Source organism: Novosphingobium resinovorum, assembly GCF_027922145.1.
In the GTDB taxonomy this organism is placed as follows: domain Bacteria; phylum Pseudomonadota; class Alphaproteobacteria; order Sphingomonadales; family Sphingomonadaceae; genus Novosphingobium; species Novosphingobium resinovorum.
This window is the reverse complement of the sequence record NZ_BSFC01000044.1, coordinates 379,757-395,761: the sequence shown is the minus strand read 5'-3', so window position 1 is coordinate 395,761 and position 16,005 is coordinate 379,757. Positions and strand designations below refer to the sequence as shown.

Annotated in this window: 16 protein-coding genes and 1 other RNA gene; 6 read left to right on the top strand and 11 right to left on the bottom strand. The window is 64.2% G+C overall.

The features are described from left to right. The first annotated feature begins 318 nt into the window (after positions 1-318). Positions 319-1,065 carry a 7-carboxy-7-deazaguanine synthase QueE gene (locus PKE80_RS24560; RefSeq protein WP_271184723.1) on the top strand — a complete coding sequence of 249 codons (747 nt, stop codon included), beginning with the start codon at positions 319-321 and terminating at the stop codon, positions 1,063-1,065. Beyond that, on the top strand, positions 1,062-2,501 hold the full coding sequence (locus PKE80_RS24555) for an MATE family efflux transporter (RefSeq protein WP_271184722.1): 1,440 nt from the start codon (positions 1,062-1,064) through the stop codon (positions 2,499-2,501). The genes PKE80_RS24560 and PKE80_RS24555 overlap by 4 nt, the downstream gene beginning before the upstream one ends. A 1-nt stretch (position 2,502) precedes the next feature. On the opposite strand, the gene PKE80_RS24550 is transcribed toward PKE80_RS24555, so the two are convergent. From PKE80_RS24550 to PKE80_RS24525, 6 genes are all read right to left on the bottom strand, one after another. After that, the gene (locus PKE80_RS24550) at positions 2,503-4,164 is read right to left on the bottom strand and encodes an ATP-binding protein (protein ID WP_271184721.1); all 1,662 of its coding nucleotides are present in this window, start codon (positions 4,162-4,164) and stop codon (positions 2,503-2,505) included. Between the two features lie 91 nt (positions 4,165-4,255). Beyond that, on the bottom strand, positions 4,256-5,008 hold the full coding sequence (locus tag PKE80_RS24545; RefSeq protein ID WP_008828323.1) for a TIGR02186 family protein: 753 nt from the start codon (positions 5,006-5,008) through the stop codon (positions 4,256-4,258). After that, the gene (locus PKE80_RS24540) at positions 5,005-5,919 is read right to left on the bottom strand and encodes a sulfite exporter TauE/SafE family protein (RefSeq protein ID WP_036523649.1); all 915 of its coding nucleotides are present in this window, start codon (positions 5,917-5,919) and stop codon (positions 5,005-5,007) included. The genes PKE80_RS24545 and PKE80_RS24540 overlap by 4 nt, the downstream gene beginning before the upstream one ends. A 46-nt stretch (positions 5,920-5,965) precedes the next feature. Further along, positions 5,966-6,466, bottom strand: a complete 501-nt coding sequence (locus PKE80_RS24535; protein ID WP_271184720.1) for a hypothetical protein — start codon at positions 6,464-6,466, stop codon at positions 5,966-5,968. A 581-nt stretch (positions 6,467-7,047) separates the two neighbouring features. Beyond that, on the bottom strand, positions 7,048-8,463 hold the full coding sequence (locus tag PKE80_RS24530; RefSeq protein WP_271184719.1) for a glycosyl transferase family protein: 1,416 nt from the start codon (positions 8,461-8,463) through the stop codon (positions 7,048-7,050). Between the two features lie 137 nt (positions 8,464-8,600). Beyond that, a complete protein-coding gene (locus PKE80_RS24525) occupies positions 8,601-9,032 on the bottom strand; it encodes a VOC family protein (protein ID WP_271184718.1) in 432 nt (143 codons plus the stop codon). A 95-nt stretch (positions 9,033-9,127) separates the two neighbouring features. Here PKE80_RS24525 and PKE80_RS24520 point away from each other — a divergent pair, with 95 nt between their 5' ends. Then, positions 9,128-9,883, top strand: coding sequence for an SIMPL domain-containing protein (locus PKE80_RS24520; protein WP_271184717.1), 756 nt, complete (start codon positions 9,128-9,130; stop codon positions 9,881-9,883). Between the two features lie 53 nt (positions 9,884-9,936). Here the strand turns inward: PKE80_RS24520 and PKE80_RS24515 are convergent, their stop codons facing one another. After that, complete coding sequence (locus tag PKE80_RS24515) at positions 9,937-10,701, bottom strand: TorF family putative porin (protein WP_271184716.1); 765 nt, start codon at positions 10,699-10,701, stop codon at positions 9,937-9,939. A gap of 245 nt (positions 10,702-10,946) precedes the next feature. On the opposite strand from PKE80_RS24515, the gene PKE80_RS24510 reads away from it, so the two are divergent. Then, positions 10,947-11,735, top strand: coding sequence for a metallophosphoesterase (locus PKE80_RS24510; protein WP_370424477.1), 789 nt, complete (start codon positions 10,947-10,949; stop codon positions 11,733-11,735). A gap of 25 nt (positions 11,736-11,760) precedes the next feature. Here the strand turns inward: PKE80_RS24510 and rnpB are convergent. The 4 genes from rnpB to PKE80_RS24490 form a co-directional block, all read right to left on the bottom strand. Continuing rightward, an RNA gene (gene rnpB / locus PKE80_RS24505) (RNase P RNA component class A) lies at positions 11,761-12,221 on the bottom strand. Positions 12,222-12,230: 9 nt separating this feature from the next. After that, positions 12,231-12,935, bottom strand: coding sequence for an N-acetylmuramoyl-L-alanine amidase (locus tag PKE80_RS24500; RefSeq protein ID WP_008828331.1), 705 nt, complete (start codon positions 12,933-12,935; stop codon positions 12,231-12,233). A gap of 21 nt (positions 12,936-12,956) precedes the next feature. Next, the gene (locus PKE80_RS24495; RefSeq protein ID WP_008828332.1) at positions 12,957-13,598 is read right to left on the bottom strand and encodes a histidine phosphotransferase family protein; all 642 of its coding nucleotides are present in this window, start codon (positions 13,596-13,598) and stop codon (positions 12,957-12,959) included. A gap of 38 nt (positions 13,599-13,636) precedes the next feature. Then, positions 13,637-14,029 (bottom strand): M67 family metallopeptidase, encoded by a 393-nt coding sequence (locus tag PKE80_RS24490; RefSeq protein WP_271184714.1) that lies wholly within the window; start codon positions 14,027-14,029, stop codon positions 13,637-13,639. Positions 14,030-14,047: 18 nt separating this feature from the next. Between PKE80_RS24490 and PKE80_RS24485 the strand changes: the two genes are divergently transcribed. Both PKE80_RS24485 and rpoH read left to right on the top strand, forming a co-directional pair. Next, positions 14,048-14,989, top strand: coding sequence for an RluA family pseudouridine synthase (locus PKE80_RS24485; protein ID WP_271184713.1), 942 nt, complete (start codon positions 14,048-14,050; stop codon positions 14,987-14,989). Between the two features lie 90 nt (positions 14,990-15,079). Continuing rightward, entirely contained in the window at positions 15,080-15,985 is a 906-nt protein-coding gene (gene rpoH / locus PKE80_RS24480; RefSeq protein ID WP_271184712.1) for an RNA polymerase sigma factor RpoH, read from the top strand. Positions 15,986-16,005: the final 20 nt, after the last annotated feature.

Genomic DNA, 16,005 nt, shown 5'->3' with positions numbered 1-16,005 from the left:
TGCCCTCGAAGGCTAGCGCCTTTGGCAGTGCGCGCAGCGAAGTCCGGCGATGCCGCCTGTGCCCCTCCACCACCCTGCGGGTGGTCCCCCTCCCCGTACCGGGGAGGATGCGCTGTCCTACAACGACGGCCTCTGCCATGATCGCGCCATGCCCAGCTTCGCTCACAAGGTTACACCTTCCCCGCACAAGGTGACAATTTTTCGCCGCAAGGTGACAGGTTTCGCCTGCAAGGTGACACTTTCAGCCACAAGGTGACACCTTTTCCCTCTGGACCGTGTAAACCGTGTAAACCTGCGTCACCTTACGACACTGAAACCATGACCCTCACCTTAGCCACCACCACCCCCGGCCAGCCGGAAATCTTCGCCTCGCTGCAGGGCGAAGGCCCCTCGATGGGCCGACCGAGCACCTTCGTGCGCCTCTCGCGCTGCAACCTCGCGTGCCAGTGGTGCGACACCGCCTACACCTGGCGCTTCACCGGCGACAACCGCTTCCACCGCGACGACCTCGCCTTCGAACGGCGCGAGAACCAGGTGACGATGGAGGAAGCGGACCTCGCGCAAGCGGTCGCCGATCTGGTGCCCGACCGCCTCGTCATCACCGGCGGCGAGCCGCTGCTGCAGGGCGCGGCGCTGGCCCGCATGGTCCAGGCGCTCGACGAAATCCGCCCCGGCATGCACGTCGAGGTCGAGACGAACTCCACCGTCGCGCCGCACCCCGCGCTCGACGCCCGGATCGACCAGTACAACGTCAGCCCCAAGCTGGCGCACAGCGGCAACCCCGCCGAACTCGCGCTCCTGCCCGACCGCCTCGCCGCCTGGGCCGCTGAACCGCGCGCCTTCTTCAAGTTCGTGGTCGCTACCCGCGACGACCTCGACGAAGTCATGGCCCTGCAACAGACTTACGCCATCCCCGGCGCCCGCCTGTTCCTGATGCCCGAAGGCCGCTCCAGCGATGTCATCCGGGAACGGTCGGGCTGGCTGGCGGATTTCTGCTCGCAGCATGGCTTGCGGTTCACGGACCGCTTGCACATCCATCTTTGGGGCGACACGAGAGGCACATGAACGAAGCATCGCCCATCCCGCTGTGCGAGGACAGCTCGACCGCCGACACTCCGCAGGTCGAAGCGCCCGCGCGCCCGGCGATGCGCGGCGATCTCACCAAAGGCCCGATCCTGAAGACGCTGCTGTTCTTCTCGATCCCGATGCTGCTGTCCAACGTGCTGCAGACGCTGAACGGTTCGGTCAACGCGATCTGGGTCGGGCGCCTGCTGGGCGAGAGCGCGCTGGCGGCGACAGCCAACGCCAACATCGTGATGTTCCTCGTCTTCGCCGCCGTCTTCGGCTTCGGCATGGCGACGACGGTGCGCGTGGGCCAGCATTTCGGCGCGCGTGACATCGTCGCGGCGCGGCGCACGTTCGGCACCGGCGTCGGCTTCTGCATCCTGATCTCGATCGCGACCGGCGTGATCGGCTGGTTCGGTGCGGGAGCACTGCTCGACAAGCTCGGCACACCTGCCGCCAGCCGCGCCGATGCGCTCGCTTACCTGCAGGTGATCTTCGTGACGATCCCGCTGGCGAGCGTGAACATGATCGTCTCGATGGGCATGCGCGGCGTCGGCGATTCCAAGACGCCGCTCTACGCCATGATCCTGGCGGTGGTGCTCGACATCGTGTTCAACCCGCTGCTGATCATCGGCGTCGGCCCGCTGCCGACCTTGGGCGTCGCAGGGTCGGCCATCGCCACCGCCATAGCCAACACGGCGGGCATGGTGCTGCAGATCTGGGTGATCTACCGCAAGGATCTGCCGCTGCGCCTGCGCGGCCCCGAACTTGGCTACCTGACCCCGCGCGGGGAGGACCTTCGCTATGTGCTGGCCAAGGGTCTGCCGATGGGCGCGCAGATGCTGATCGTGTCCTCGGCGGGCCTCATCATGGTGAGCCTCGTCAACCGCGAGGGGCTGGACGCGGCGGCCGCCTACGGCGCTTCGCTGCAACTGTGGAACTACCTGCAGATGCCCGCCTTCGCGATCGGCTCGGCCGTCAGCGCGATGGTCGCGCAGTCGCTGGGCGCCGGGGACCATGGCCGCGTCAGCAAGGTGACGCTGACTGGCATGGGCACCAATCTCGTCATGTCGACCGCCGTGGCCGCGCTGATCGTCGGATTCGACAGGCCGCTGCTGGCACTGTTCCTCGGCGGCCAGAGCCCCGCCCTGCCCATCGCCGAGCATATCCAGGTGGTCTGCACCGCCTCGTTCGTGATCGTGTCAATCACCATGATCCTGACCGGCACGATGCGAGCCTATGGTGCGGTGGTAGCGCCGCTGGTGTTGCTGTTCCTCGGTCTCTACCCGGGGCGCCTTGGCTTCTATGCACTCGCCCGCCCCTTCATCGGCAGCGAGGCGGTGTGGTGGGCCTATCCGGTCGGCTCGTCGCTGACGGTGATCCTGACACTGGCCTATTACAGTTCCGGCCGGTGGCGCAGGGCCTTCAAGGGTTAGTTCAACGCCCCTGCGCGCGCCAGCGCTGCACGGTGCGCAGGACCATCTCTTCCTCGCCGCCGCTGCGGTTCCACAGCTGCGTGAACGAGGGGTCCGCCGAAGCCGGCCGTTTGTTCTCCTCGAGGTCGTCGAACGAGACACGCATCGGGATCGCCACGCCCTCGCCGCAGACGATGCACTCGCGGTTGCGCAGCGCCGGGATCGAATCGAGGAACCCGCGCGCCCCCTCGGGCATGGCGGCGCGCACGAAAGCCTGGTCGCGCTCGTTGTTCAGGCGCATCGAGATGATCGTGCCGCACTGCGACAACACGCCCTCGGCCAGATCGGACGGCCGCTGCGTGATGAGGCCCAGCGAGATCCCGTACTTGCGCCCCTCCTTGGCGATGCGTGAGAGGATGCGACCCACCGACGAGCCATCGGCATTCCGCTCGTTCGGAACGTAGCGATGCGCTTCCTCGCAGACGAGCAGGATCGGCCGCGTCTCCTCCTCGCGTGCCCATACGGCGAAGTCGAAGACCATGCGGCTGAGCACCGCGACGACGGTGGAGGTGATCTCCGTCGGCACGCCGGAGACGTCGATGATCGAGATCGGCCGCCCGCGCGACGGCAGGCGGAACAGCTTGGAAATGAAGTCCGCCATCACGTCGCCCACCAGCATGCCGGAGAACATGAACTGATAGCGCGGGTCGGACTTCATCTCGTCCAGCTTGTTGCGGATGCGCAGGTACGGCGCGCTGGTATGGCCCTTGTCGAGCTTGCCCATCGCGTTGTTCAGGATATTGCCGAGGTCCGACAGCAGGTAGGGAATCGGCGAATCCACCGTGATCTTGCCCATCTGCTCGGCCAGCCGATTCTTCGAGCGCGCCTCCAGCAGCGCCTTGCCGAGGATCTCGGCGTCAAGCTGCCGCTCGTCCCCGCGAGAGGTCAGCAGGATTTCGCAGTGCTCCTCGAAGTTCATCAGCCAATACGGCATCTGCAGGTTCGAAACGTCGAGGATCACGCCGGTATCGCGAAACGCCGCCGCGTACTCGCCGTGCGGATCGACCATGATGATGTGGCCTTCGGGCGCATGCTCGCAGATGCGGTGGAGGATCAGCGCGGCGCTGGTCGACTTGCCGGTGCCGGTCGAACCGAGCAGCGCGAAGTGCTTGCCCAGCAGCGCATCGACGTAAAGCCCCGCGCGAATGTCGCGGGTGGGATAGACGTTGCCAACCTGGATCGCCGAGCGTCCGTCGCTGGCATAGATCTGCCGAAGGTCGTCGCTGGTCGCCGGGTAGACCAGCGCGCCCGGGATCGGGAAGCGCGTGACGCCCCGCCGGAACCCGTGGATGCGGCCGGTCTGGCGCTCCTCTAAACCCTCACCGAGAAAATCGACTTCGGACAGCACGCCCGCCACGCGGCCGTCCTGCTTCTGGTTACGGACGCTGGCCAGCAGCCAGCCGGTGCCGACGCGAATCTTGACCTGGCTGCTCACCTGCCCGGACATCGCCACCGAAGGATCATCCGCCGCGGTAATCTCGTTCAGACGCTCAAGATCGAAGGCGATGCGACTACCCGCGCCGCTCACGTCGAGGACGACGCCGATCGGCTCGAGCCCAAGCGCGACGGCCGGCTCCGCATCGGTCCGGGGGTCTTGAAATCTGTCGAGACCGTCGAGATGCATCCGCTTCGTCAACCCATCGCATTTGTATGGCAACCGATTGCGGTGGCTACCAGCGACGAGGTTAATTTCCGCCTAAAGACGGCATCGTATATCAGATCAGCGCGAAAAGGCGGCCGGCCAGCCAGCCCATTGCCACCGAGACGAATACCGCCAGCAGGCCATAGGCGAAGCCGTAATCCTCCGCGAAATTGGCGATGGCGCGCTCGATACCGAGCTTACGCACTTCAACCTGGCTGCTCGCCGACGCGACTACCCTACCCTTGGAAATGGCGAAAGTTTCTGCGGTATAGATGCCCGTCGGCACGCGCGAGGGCAGTTCGATCCGCGCCTGGTAAAGCACCTGCTCCTTGACCGTGACGCCGCCCTCCTCCTCGCGGTAGAGCCCGATCCGGCGGTTGAGATCGACCAGCCCCGAGGAGAAACGCGCCTGTTCGTCCGGATCGATCGCGCCGATCGGCGACAACTGCAGCCACTTGAGCCCAAGCTCATAGATCGCCGCCGTCTTATCATCGACGATGTCGGCGATCGGCCGGCTCGAGGCGATGGCGTAGTAGCTCGGCGCGCTTCGCAGTTCGGTGCTGGCGGCGTTGATCCAGACGCCCGCGACCTTCTGCTTTTCGCGCAGGACGATTGACTGGGTCGGCCCCTTGAGCACGACGACGATGTCGTAGTCCTGCGCCGCGCGGGAGCCTTCCGGTGTCAGCACCGCCCCGAAAAGCAGCAGTTCGGTGCCGGTGAAGCCCTGCTGCAGATCGACTTCATGCTGCGAGACTTCGGGCACGAGGATCGGGTCGCGCGCACCGGTCAGCGCGACGAGCGCCAGCAGTGCGAGCCACACCCTCACAGCGGCGCGACCGTATAGATCTCGTCAGGCCGATAGCCGAGGCCCAGCGCCATGCGCCCGGCGACCAGCAGCACGATGACGGCGAGGATCAGGCGCAGTTTCACCGGGCTGGCCTTCTGCGCGAACTGCGCGCCGACCTGAGCGCCGGACACCGAGCCCAGCAGCAGCAGCGAGGCCAGCACGATATCGACGGCGTGAGTCGTCAGCGCGTGCATCATCGTCGTCGCCATCGTCACGAAGAGGATCTGGAACAGCGAGGTGCCGACGACGACATTGGCGCTCATGCCGAGAATATAGAGCATCGCCGGGACCAGCACGAAGCCGCCGCCGATGCCCATCAGCATCGTCAAGATGCCGGTCCCGATCCCCAGCAGCAGCGGCGCCAGCGGCGAGATGTAGAGGCCCGAGCGGTAGAACCGCCAGCGCATCGGCAGGCTGGCGACCATCGGGTGATGGCGGCGCTTCCTGGCGGCGATGGGAATCCCGGTCCGCTCGGCGCGGATCGACTGGATACTCTCCTTGGCCATCAAGCCGCCGATCGAGCCGAGCAGCACGACGTAGAGGATGTTGATGACCGTATCGATCTGGCCCAACTGCTCGAGCAGGTTGAACAACAGCGAGCCGAGCCCGGTGCCCATGATGCCGCCGGCTACCATGACCGCGCCCATCTGGTAGTCCACGCCGCCCCGCCGGGTATGCGCGAAGACGCCCGAGACGCTGGCGCCGGTCACCTGGCTGGCTGCCGATGCTGCAGCGACCGTAGGCGGGATACCGTAGAAGATCATCAACGGCGTCGTCAGGAACCCGCCGCCCACGCCGAACATGCCCGAAAGCACGCCGGTCAGCGCCCCCAGCGCGACGATGATGAGGCCGTTGACCGAAAGGTTGGCGATGGGGAGGTAGACGTCCATTGCCCCCACTCGCTACCGCAGCATGGCGTCGCGGAAAAGGCGCGTTTCAGAATCCTGCGGATAGCGTGAGGGCGGGGCCGGAGCCGGGCACGGCGTCACCCGCAAGTCGGAAGCGCCAGTCCACCGCGACCCGGCCGTTGATGCCGCGCCCAATCGGCATGGTAATCGCGGTCGTTGGCCCCGCATCGAGTCGTGCCGCACCCTTCTGCGCCCCACCCCAGAGCCCTCCGCCGATCCGCATGTCCGCCGCGCCCAAGGTCAGTAGGCCACGGTCGGCGCGGAATTGTCCGTCCGCGAACGGCGTCGCGTAGCGACCGGCGACATAGCCAGCTTGCCCGTAAGCCTCTGCCCGAAAGCCTGCCGGCAGGGGGAATGGCGGCAGTTCGGTGATGGCCATGGCGGCGCCCTGCACCCTGCGCTGCCCCATCTGGTCGGTCATGCGCCCCTCCAGCGCCGCGATGACCGGAAAGGCCGCGAAAGGCCGGGCCGAAAGCCCCACCGCCGCCATGGTCTCGCGAATCCGCCCGGTCGTCGAAGTGCTGCGCAAGTAGGCCGTCGGACGATGAGGGCTTGCCAATGCGAGGCGGTACCGCAGGATTCCGCCTGCCTGACTTGCGCCGTAAGTTCCCGGCAGTGCCCCGACGGACGCCGGAGCAATGCCGCTGTCACGCCGCATCAGTGTCCACGCATCCATCGACCAACGGCGTGGCCGCTGGGGTGCCATGGGTAAATCCGCCGCTGGGGATGTAGCGACGCCCCCCGACCCCTCGGGTGCATAAAAGCGCGGAAGAGGCTGCAAGGCAGCGAAATCCTTGCGCAAATGCGGAAAATCCGATGCCTCGTCGGCACCGGATGAAGGGGCGAGCCCGACCGCCGCCGGATAGGTCACGGCGTAGCGAACGAGCGGCACGTTCGGTGCAGCATAAGGCGCCGCCTGAGGGGCCTGGGGCTCGAAATCCGCGTAACCGGGCAAAGACTGGAACACGGCGCCCCCCTGCGTCGCTGCCAAGGCCGCGGGTGCTGCGTTCGATACCGCCGGCTCCCAAGTGGCTGCCCGTCCTCCGACCCAACCGCCGAGCAGGGCCAGCAACGCCAGCAACGGATGCCCGCGAGAAATGGTGCCTCCGCTCACAGTGCGACTGCTCGCGCATGAGAATCCAGCAGCGTCGGGTGCCCCACATGTTCGGTCTTGTCCCAGCGCACCGCACCTCCCCTCAAGGTCAGCACGTAACTGATGAGAGCACGCCGTCCGGCCAGAATCGCGATTGCGTTGGCTACGACGATGCGGGGAATTGCGCCAAGCCCCTCGACCAACCCGTACTCACGAGTGGTGAAATAGCAGCGAAAACCGATCCGCCACATGAAGCTTGCCATGCAGATCGCCAGTAACCATTGCAGCAACGGCGGCACCTGCTCGCCTTCGACGAACCCTTGCCATTCGAGCAGGTGCAATGCGGCGTCGATCAACAACAGTATGTAACTGCAGGCAAGCACCAACGCGGTAAGCGGACCCCGCCGGTCCCGTGCGGTCATCCACTGGTCGACAAGTCCCCGCCCCCAGCCCAGCCGATCCCACCCTTGAAACGAAATCCCGTGAATCCAGCGCGATTTCTGCCGGACCGAATCGGAAAGCTGAGCTGGAAAGTAAGCGCGCGTGGCAACGAGTTTGCCGGTTTCGTCCCGGACCCGTAAAAAGCGCGAAGTTCCACCCTCCCGGCGCACCAGAAGCCCAAGCTCGTAGTCTTCAGTGAGACATTCGGCTGCGAAAGGACCGCCATCTCGTCCCCGGCGCCGGGCGATGCGGCCGATCATCTCCCGCGAAAAGCCACATCCTACGCCCGCAGCTGGCATCGCCGCACCCAGCGCATCGCGCACGATCATGACTTTGCCATGCGACTCGGCGAACTCATCCGCATAGTGTGCCGCCACCCATGGGGAGGCTGGCTGCAGTTCGGGTCGAACAGGCAGTTGCACGAAATCCGCATAGCACAACGTCCGGTCGATGACAGCGAGTTCCGCCGGATGTACCATGTCCTCGGCGTCATGCAGGACGACGGACCGATAACGCCATCCGTAGCGATGCTCATCGGCGCAAAGGGCAGCGTAAATCCGGTTAAGGCAGTCTGCTTTGGTCGTCGGACCCGGTCGGTCACCTACCACCACCCGGACGCGAGGATCACCGCAGGCAGCGTCGATTACCGCGGCAATCGTGTCAGGGTCGTTGCAGTAGCAACCTATGTAAAGCGTAAATTCCTGCTGTCGCCAACTGGCCAGCGCATGACGGATCGTGTGGCCGATCACTTCCGCCTCTCGCCATGCGGCGATCATGATGGCGGCACGACCGGAGAGTGGCACAACCATCTCTGCCTTGGCGATGTGCGAATCTCGTAAGCGGCCGGTCAGCCGCAAGCCGATCCAGAGCAGGTCGATCGCAAATTCATCCAGCGCACCGACGACAAGCCAAAACGCCACGAATAGCAGCAGTTCCTGCTCGAACGCCTGCACATAGCCGACGACATCAATGAATGCCTGCGATCCCCGCACACTTTCCCCCGGCTGAAAAGCCAGAAGTCGACCTGTCCCCTGCGGTCGACCTCTGGATGCAGCTTATGAGTAGGGATGCCTTCTTCGCAAATGCGAAGGCGCGACGTTTCACAAAGTTAACAGAACCTTGAAGCCGTTTACCACGCCCCCACGTTAGGCATGCTCGCCCAGGGCTCGGCGGGTTCGAGATGACCATCCTGCAACAGTTCGATCGAAATGCCGTCCGGGGTGCGCACGAAAGCCATGTGCCCGTCGCGCGGCGGGCGGTTGATGGTCACGCCGCCGTCCTGCAACCGCTGGCAGGTCTCGTAGATATCGGACACCTGAAACGCGAGGTGACCGAAATTGCGACCGCCGGGGTAAGCCTCAGCCGATCCATCCTCTGCAGGCCAGTTGTAGGTCAGTTCGACCTCTGCCTCTTCCTGCCCCGGCGCGGCAAGATAGATCAGCGTGAAACGGCCTTGTTCGCTGGAGAACCGGCGCGTTTCCTTGAGCCCGACGAGTTCGAAGAAACGGATGGTCTCTTCCGGATCGGTCACGCGGATCATGGTGTGGAGATAACGGGTCATGGAAGGGCCTTCTTCATTTCATCGACGTTATGGAGCAATTCATCGCACATACAGTCGCCGACCTGCATGACGCGGCGGCGATCAGGGAGAGTGCGATGAGCGAAGATAGTTCCGTCGAAAATCAGCACAAGGGCATTGCCCGCCTCGGAGGTATAACCGGTCGATGGCTGGCGAGCGCGACGATCCTGGCGGTGGGCATCATCATCGGCGGCTTCGCATTGGGTGACGGCATCAAACGGGCGCAGCGCGCGGACCGTGCGGTCACGGTCAAGGGCCTCGCCGAACGTGACGTCACCGCCGATCTCGCCACCTGGACCATCAGCTATTCCGCGACCGCACCCGATCTTGCCACCGCGCAGGCGAGCGTGGACCGCGACACCGTGCAGATCGGCGCATTCTTCCGGGAACTCGGCTTCCCGGCCGACGCGCTCCAGCCCACCGGCGTCAACGTCAACCAGACCAAGGACAATGGCGTCGTCAGTTTCACCGTGCGCCAGCGTGTGAGCTTGCGCACCACCGACATAAAGCGCGCGCAGAATGCCGTGCGCCGCCAGTTCGACCTCGTACGGCGCGGCGTGATGCTCGAGGAAGGTTCGGGCATGGCGTATACCTTCACCCGGCTCAACGGCATCAAGCCGGAGATGGTCGCCGCCGCGACCCGGGATGCGCGCTCGGCCGCCGAACAGTTCGCCAAGGACAGCGGCGCCGAAGTGGGCGCGATCAAGAACGCGGCTCAAGGCTACTTCTCGATCGAGGCGCGGGACGGCGATTCGGGTGGTGGCTGGGGGCAGTCCGACACGCCTTACAAAAAGGTGCGCGTCGTCACGACGATCGACTTCTACCTGAAATGAGAAAGCCCGCCCGAATCGTTCCGGACGGGCCCCCTCCTGCTATGCGTTGACGATCAGAACGCTGCGGTCAGCGTCGCGACGACGGTGTCGTCGGTGTAGCTGTCGATGCTCGGACCGCTGACGCCAACGTAGGACAGGCTCACCGAAAGCGGGCCGTAGACTGTGGCCGAAGCGCCGATCGACCAGTCGATGCCGGTCTTGTCGGCGTTGCAGTAGTAGCACGGAGCCAGCGCGCCGTCGGTGTAACCGACATGGCCCGAAACCGTCAGCGGCGTGTTCGGAATGCCGATATCGACGTTGGAGTAGACGTAGAGGTTGTCATGCTTGGCCGTGCCCGCGAAGTTCGGCAGTGCCGTCTGCTTCCAGGCGTAGTTGGCGCCGACCTTCACCTTGGCCGGGCCGACTTGGCCGGATACCGATGCGTAAGGCTCGAAAAACTCCGCGCTACCGACGTGGCCGTTCGGGTAGGCATAGTAGAGCAGACCCGCATCGAGCGTAAGACCGGGCGTTACTTCGCCGGTCCAGCCGCCGAAGATGTCGAGTTCAGTGCTGCCGTAGGTGGAGCCGAGGTCGATCGAAGAGCCCCAGGTTGCGATGTAGAAGCCGCTGGCGTGCGACACGGTAATGCCGCCCTGGATCGCAATGTCGCCGCCCGACTGCGAGACGCCGCGGAAGCGGTAGTCGCTGGTCAGGGCCGCGCTGCCGGTGATCGTGATTTCCTTGGGCGCCTCGGCGTCCTGCGCAAATGCCGAAGTTGCGGAAAGCGCAGTGCCCGCAAGGAGAGAGGCGGCGACGACGCCGCGGACGGACAAGAGCATGGTGTTTCCCTCACAAATTTATTGTCTTTGATGCTTCGTCCCACCTGCGTCCGCTGCATGGAGCCTCGTTCCGGACTTCGATTGCAGCGGCACAATATTGCTGCACTGCAGCTAGACGAGGTACAAGAAAAATTTCAATTCAGAAACATTCAGGAAATGATGTGTGGATTTTTTGTCACTGCAACCTCTGGTGGTTCCTACGGGTTGTGCAGTTGAAGGGTGCGGTTTATACCGCAGTGCAATAAATGCTGAACACGATACGAAAGCTCATGGGCCGGGCCGACCAACGGCGAGCCCCTTCGATCCCCTCAGGTGAACGGGTCTATGCCGTGGGCGACATCCACGGCCGTGCGGATCTCTTCGAAGATCTCATCCACACCATCGAGCGGGACGATGCAGCACGGGGACGTGCCCACACGACCGTCGTGTTGCTGGGCGATCTCATCGACCGGGGCGACGACAGTGCTGGGGTCGTGGCGCGCGCACGCCAGTGGGGCCAGGAGCGCGAGGTCGAGTTCATCCAAGGCAATCACGAGGAAATGCTGCTGGTTGCCAGCAAGGATGCCGATGCCATGCGCGGTTTCCTCAAGTTCGGCGGGCTGGAGACGATCCTGTCCTACGGTATCGACAAGGACACACTGCTCGCAGCCGATGCCGAAGAGATGCAGCGCCTGATGAACAAGGCGATTCCGCAGGACGACTTCGACTTCCTCGACAGCTTCAAGAAGATGCACCGCGTAGGCGACTACGTGTTCGTCCATGCAGGTGTCCGCCCCGACACACCGCTCGAACACCAGCTCGGCCGCGACTGCCGCTGGATTCGCGAGCCTTTCCTGAGCCATCGCGGCGATTTCGGGGGCTTCGTGGTGCATGGGCATACGATCACGCCGGAACCGGACGAGCGCGGCAATCGCATCGGCATCGACACCGGCGCATTCCTTCACGGCACGCTGACTGCCCTCGGCCTGCAAGGAACCGACCGCTGGTTCCTGACCGCGAGCGACAATGCCGCCGGCTGCAGCGAAGCTGCCTGAATAGCCGGAATTTCAAGGCCCTGAACGCGCCGGGGAGCTTGTAAGCCGGGTTCTGTTCCTGGCGTGGTCTCCCAAAGAGAGGGACCTTACGCCGCGGCGGCAGCCATTCCTCTAGGCGAGACATCGCTGCCTCGCTCAAGCGACCAACCCGGGCTGCCTGGGTTCGAAACGAACCCGCCGATCTCCCCCGCTTTCGCGAGACGCCGGCGCGCAGCCCCTATTCGGTCTTGCTCCGGGTGGGGTTTACCAAGCCGCTTACCGTTACCGGCAGCGCGGTGCGCTCTTACCGCACCCTTTCACCCTTACCTGCTTTCCGAGGAAAACATCGGCGGTTTGCTCTCTGTGGCACTTTCCCTAGGCTTCGGACGGTCTGAAAACCGCCCTCGCCCGGCAGGCGTTACCTGCCACCCTTGTTTCGTGGAGCCCGGACTTTCCTCGCGGTCATCCAAGTTTCCTTGGCGACCCCGCGGCTGCCCGGCTCCCCGGCGCGGGCGGTCACCTAGCACGGCCGGTATCGCGTTCCAACAGCAGTTCGAACAGGATGCCGCCGATTTCTCCATCGATCTCGCCATCCATGAAGATCGGCCGCCAGCGGCGCTGAAATGCGGTGACGGCGGCGCGCCCGTCGGTGATGTCGTAGCCGAACCGCTCCAGCGCCAGATAAAAGGCGCCGGGGTTGTCGTAGAAAAGGTTCATCTTCGCCTGGGGAATCTCCAGCGCAAGGCCGAGTTCGCCAAGGCGGTTCCAGTCGAAGTATTCGCCCGGGTCCTGCTTGCGGGCAGGCGCGATATCGGAGTGCGCGACCACGTTGGCCCGGGGAATGTCGTGCCGGTCCATGATATCCGCCAGCAGCGGTAGCAACGCGTCCATCTGCGGTTCGGGAAACGGACGATAGCCCCATTCATGTCCGGGATTGACCAGTTCGATGCCGATACTGGCCGAATTCACGTCTGTCTCGCCGCGCCAGTAGGAACGGCCCGCGTGCCAGGCCCGCTTGTCCTCAGGAACGAGTGAGGTGATCATCCCCTCCTCGTCGATCATATAGTGGGCAGAGACTTCGGCGGCCGGATCGCACATCCGCTCCAGTGCCTCCTCGGCCGACTTCATACCGGTATAGTGCAGCACGACCATAGTGATCGGCAGCTTGCGCTCGTTCCAGTTGGGGGAGGCGACGGTGCGATTGACGAGCCAACGGTTCATCTTCGTCGCGCCTCCTTCCCGTCAGGCCCTTGGCAGCATCGCGCCAAGCACCAGCGCATCGTCCGCCAGCGCAAACTGAAGCTTGCCCTTCAATTCCACGGCCAACTGGCGCAGCATCGCCGCAGGCGCGGTACGGCTCGAAAGTTCGCCTTCAGGCAGAGCGCCTTCGAGCGCTGCGCCGACCGAACGGTCGAAGGCGATGCGCGGACCAGCAGCACGCACCACCAGTTCGCTGTGATTGTCGCGATACTCGGCCGCAATTTCCAGCGTACCGCCGCGCGGCAGTGCCTCTAGACCAATCAGTGCGAAGTTCAGCAGCGTCTTGATCGCCGCCTTTGGCAGCGAATCGCTCGGCAATGCCCAGGCCAGCGTGACGCGCGGATTGTTCGCCACCAGCGCATCGACGAGAACCTTGGCCTCGCTCACCGCCACCATCTCGCCGAAGCCGCCCGCCGCACCGAAGGCGAGGCGGAAAAACTTGAGCTTGTCGGTGGAAATCCGCGCGCTCTGGTCGAGAAGTTCGAAGCAGCGCTGGCGCATCTCCGGGTCTTTCTCGTCCGCGAGCAGTTCAAGGCCATTGGTCAGCGCACCGACCGGGCTGAGCATATCATGGCAAAGGCGCGAACACAGGAGGCTGGCAAGTTCGATCGAACTCGTGGTCATGGGCTTGGACTGCTCTTTCGTACTTCTGACGCGGCCCACTATTCGACGACGCGGAACGGCAGGGCCTCGAATCCATTGGCGTTATCGCGCCAGAAAGCAACCTCGCTCTCCGAGATGATCGCCCAGATGCGCGAATCCCCGGTGGAATGTTGCCGATCGGTCGCCGAAGGCACGCAAATCCCCGTAGGATGAGAGTGATAGTAGCCGATCACTTCCGGCCCACCCGCCCGCGCGTCCTTGTGCGCCGCCAGCAGCACGACGGGGTCGATCTCGAAGTGAACATGGCGATTTTCCGCCAGATTCGCCGCAGCCCGCGCTTCGTCTATCCGTTGACCGCGCCCAAGCAACAGTCCGCAGCATTCTTCGGGAGCAGCCCTGCGCGCATCTTCATGCAATGTTGCAAGAACACCACTTGTCAGTTCGACGATCATCCCCAAATCCTACGCGCAATGGGGGCGCTTACAAACATCATCGAAGGCGAAGTCGCCAGTGGCGGCCGGATCGACAAGGCCCTGGCCGAAGTCAGCGGCCTGTCGCGCGAACGCATCAAGGCGCTGATGGGTGAAGGCCGCGTCTCGCTCGCCGGAAAGCCCGTAGCGCAGGCATCTCTGAAAGTGGATGCCGGAACACCGTTTGCCATCGACGTGCCCGAGGCCGCGCCCGCCGAAGCGGTGGCGCAGGACATCCCCCTCGCCGTCGTCTACGAGGACGAGCACCTGATCATCGTGGACAAGCCCGCCGGACTCGTCGTCCACCCGGCCGCGGGCAATCTCGACGGAACGCTGGTGAACGCCCTGCTCCACCACTGCCGGGGCCAGTTGTCCGGCATCGGCGGCGTGGCGCGCCCCGGAATCGTCCATCGCATCGACAAAGACACCTCGGGGCTGCTCGTCGTCGCCAAGACCGACAAGGCGCACGAAGGGCTGGCCGCCCAGTTCGCCGACCACTCGATCGAACGCGCCTATCATGCCGTCGTCGGCGGCAGGCCGGTGCCGGTGGCCGGAACCGTGCGCGGCGCGATCGCCCGCTCGTCGCACGATCGCAAGAAGATGGCGCTGGTGGAGGACGGGCGCGGCAAGCACGCGGTCACCCATTTCCGCACGCTGGAGGCGCTGCGCGGCGCCACTCTCGTCGAATGCAGGCTGGAAACGGGACGAACCCATCAGGTCCGTGTTCACATGGCGTCAATCGGTCATGCGCTATTGGGAGACCCTGTCTATGGGCGAACTCCTTCTCCGCTTCGACCGATTCTCTCCCGACTCGGTTTTTCCCGCCAGGCGCTCCACGCTGCGGAACTCGGGTTCGTTCACCCCGTTTCACAAGAAAGGGTCCATTTCGCCAGCTCACTGCCCGACGACATGCGGACACTGATCGACGAACTGCGACACTGAAATCGCAAATCCATGCTAACGTATAGAGGTGGACACAAGCTAAGACGCCTATGAAGGGTCCTAGACCGTGTACCGACCTAGAAAGGACGGATGATCGTGAGCAATAATCGAAACCTGCCGAGTGTCCCGGCTCTGGGCGGTGAGCAAAGCCTCAACCGCTACCTGTCGGAGATCCGCAAGTTCCCGATCCTGGCTCCTGAGCAGGAATACATGCTGGCGAAGCGCTATTCGGAACATCAGGATCCGGAAGCTGCAGCGCAGCTAGTCACTAGCCACCTGCGACTCGTTTCGAAGATCGCCATGGGCTATCGCGGCTACGGCCTCCCTGTGTCCGAGCTGATTTCCGAAGGGAACATCGGCCTGATGCAGGGCGTCAAGAAGTTCGAGCCCGAACGCGGCTTCCGCCTTGCCACTTATGCCATGTGGTGGATCAAGGCTTCGATCCAGGAATATATCCTGCGTTCGTGGAGCCTCGTGAAGATGGGCACCACCGCCGCGCAGAAGAAGCTGTTCTTCAACCTGCGCCGCATGAAGAAGAACCTCGACGCCTACGAGGACACCGACCTGCACCCCGACGACGTCGCCAAGATCGCGACGACGCTGGGCGTCTCGCAGACCGAGGTGGTCAACATGAACCGCCGCATGATGATGGGCGGCGATGCCTCGCTCAACGTCTCGCTGCGTGAGGAAGGCGAAGGCCAGTGGATGGACATCCTGCAGGATGACCGCCCGCTGCAGGACGAGACCGTCGCGGACGCCGAGGAAGCCTCGGTGCGTCACGACATGCTGGTCGAGGCCATGGGTTCGCTCAACGAGCGCGAGCGCGACATCCTGACGGAGCGCCGCCTGACCGACGATCCCAAGACTCTGGAGGAACTGAGCCAGGTCTACTCGGTCAGCCGCGAGCGCGTGCGCCAGATCGAGGTGCGCGCCTTCGAGAAGCTGCAGAAGGCGATGAACCGCATCGCCGGCGAGAAGCGCCTGCTTCCGGCCTGATCCGCAGCATCAAGTCATAA

Bases quoted from the DNA above. Each gene is read 5' to 3' on its own strand.
- PKE80_RS24495 (WP_008828332.1), bottom strand. From the start codon at position 13,598: ATGACCACGAGTTCGATCGAACTTGCCAGCCTCCTGTGTTCGCGCCTT.
- PKE80_RS24515 (WP_271184716.1), bottom strand. From the start codon at position 10,701: ATGCTCTTGTCCGTCCGCGGCGTCGTCGCCGCCTCTCTCCTTGCGGGC.
- PKE80_RS24555 (WP_271184722.1), top strand. From the start codon at position 1,062: ATGAACGAAGCATCGCCCATCCCGCTGTGCGAGGACAGCTCGACCGCC.
- PKE80_RS24560 (WP_271184723.1), top strand. From the start codon at position 319: ATGACCCTCACCTTAGCCACCACCACCCCCGGCCAGCCGGAAATCTTC.
- PKE80_RS24510 (WP_370424477.1), top strand. From the start codon at position 10,947: ATGCTGAACACGATACGAAAGCTCATGGGCCGGGCCGACCAACGGCGA.
- rpoH (WP_271184712.1), top strand. From the start codon at position 15,080: ATGATCGTGAGCAATAATCGAAACCTGCCGAGTGTCCCGGCTCTGGGC.
- PKE80_RS24520 (WP_271184717.1), top strand. From the start codon at position 9,128: ATGAGCGAAGATAGTTCCGTCGAAAATCAGCACAAGGGCATTGCCCGC.
- PKE80_RS24500 (WP_008828331.1), bottom strand. From the start codon at position 12,935: ATGAACCGTTGGCTCGTCAATCGCACCGTCGCCTCCCCCAACTGGAAC.
- PKE80_RS24540 (WP_036523649.1), bottom strand. From the start codon at position 5,919: ATGGACGTCTACCTCCCCATCGCCAACCTTTCGGTCAACGGCCTCATC.
- PKE80_RS24485 (WP_271184713.1), top strand. From the start codon at position 14,048: ATGGGGGCGCTTACAAACATCATCGAAGGCGAAGTCGCCAGTGGCGGC.
- PKE80_RS24490 (WP_271184714.1), bottom strand. From the start codon at position 14,029: ATGATCGTCGAACTGACAAGTGGTGTTCTTGCAACATTGCATGAAGAT.
- PKE80_RS24550 (WP_271184721.1), bottom strand. From the start codon at position 4,164: ATGCATCTCGACGGTCTCGACAGATTTCAAGACCCCCGGACCGATGCG.
- PKE80_RS24525 (WP_271184718.1), bottom strand. From the start codon at position 9,032: ATGACCCGTTATCTCCACACCATGATCCGCGTGACCGATCCGGAAGAG.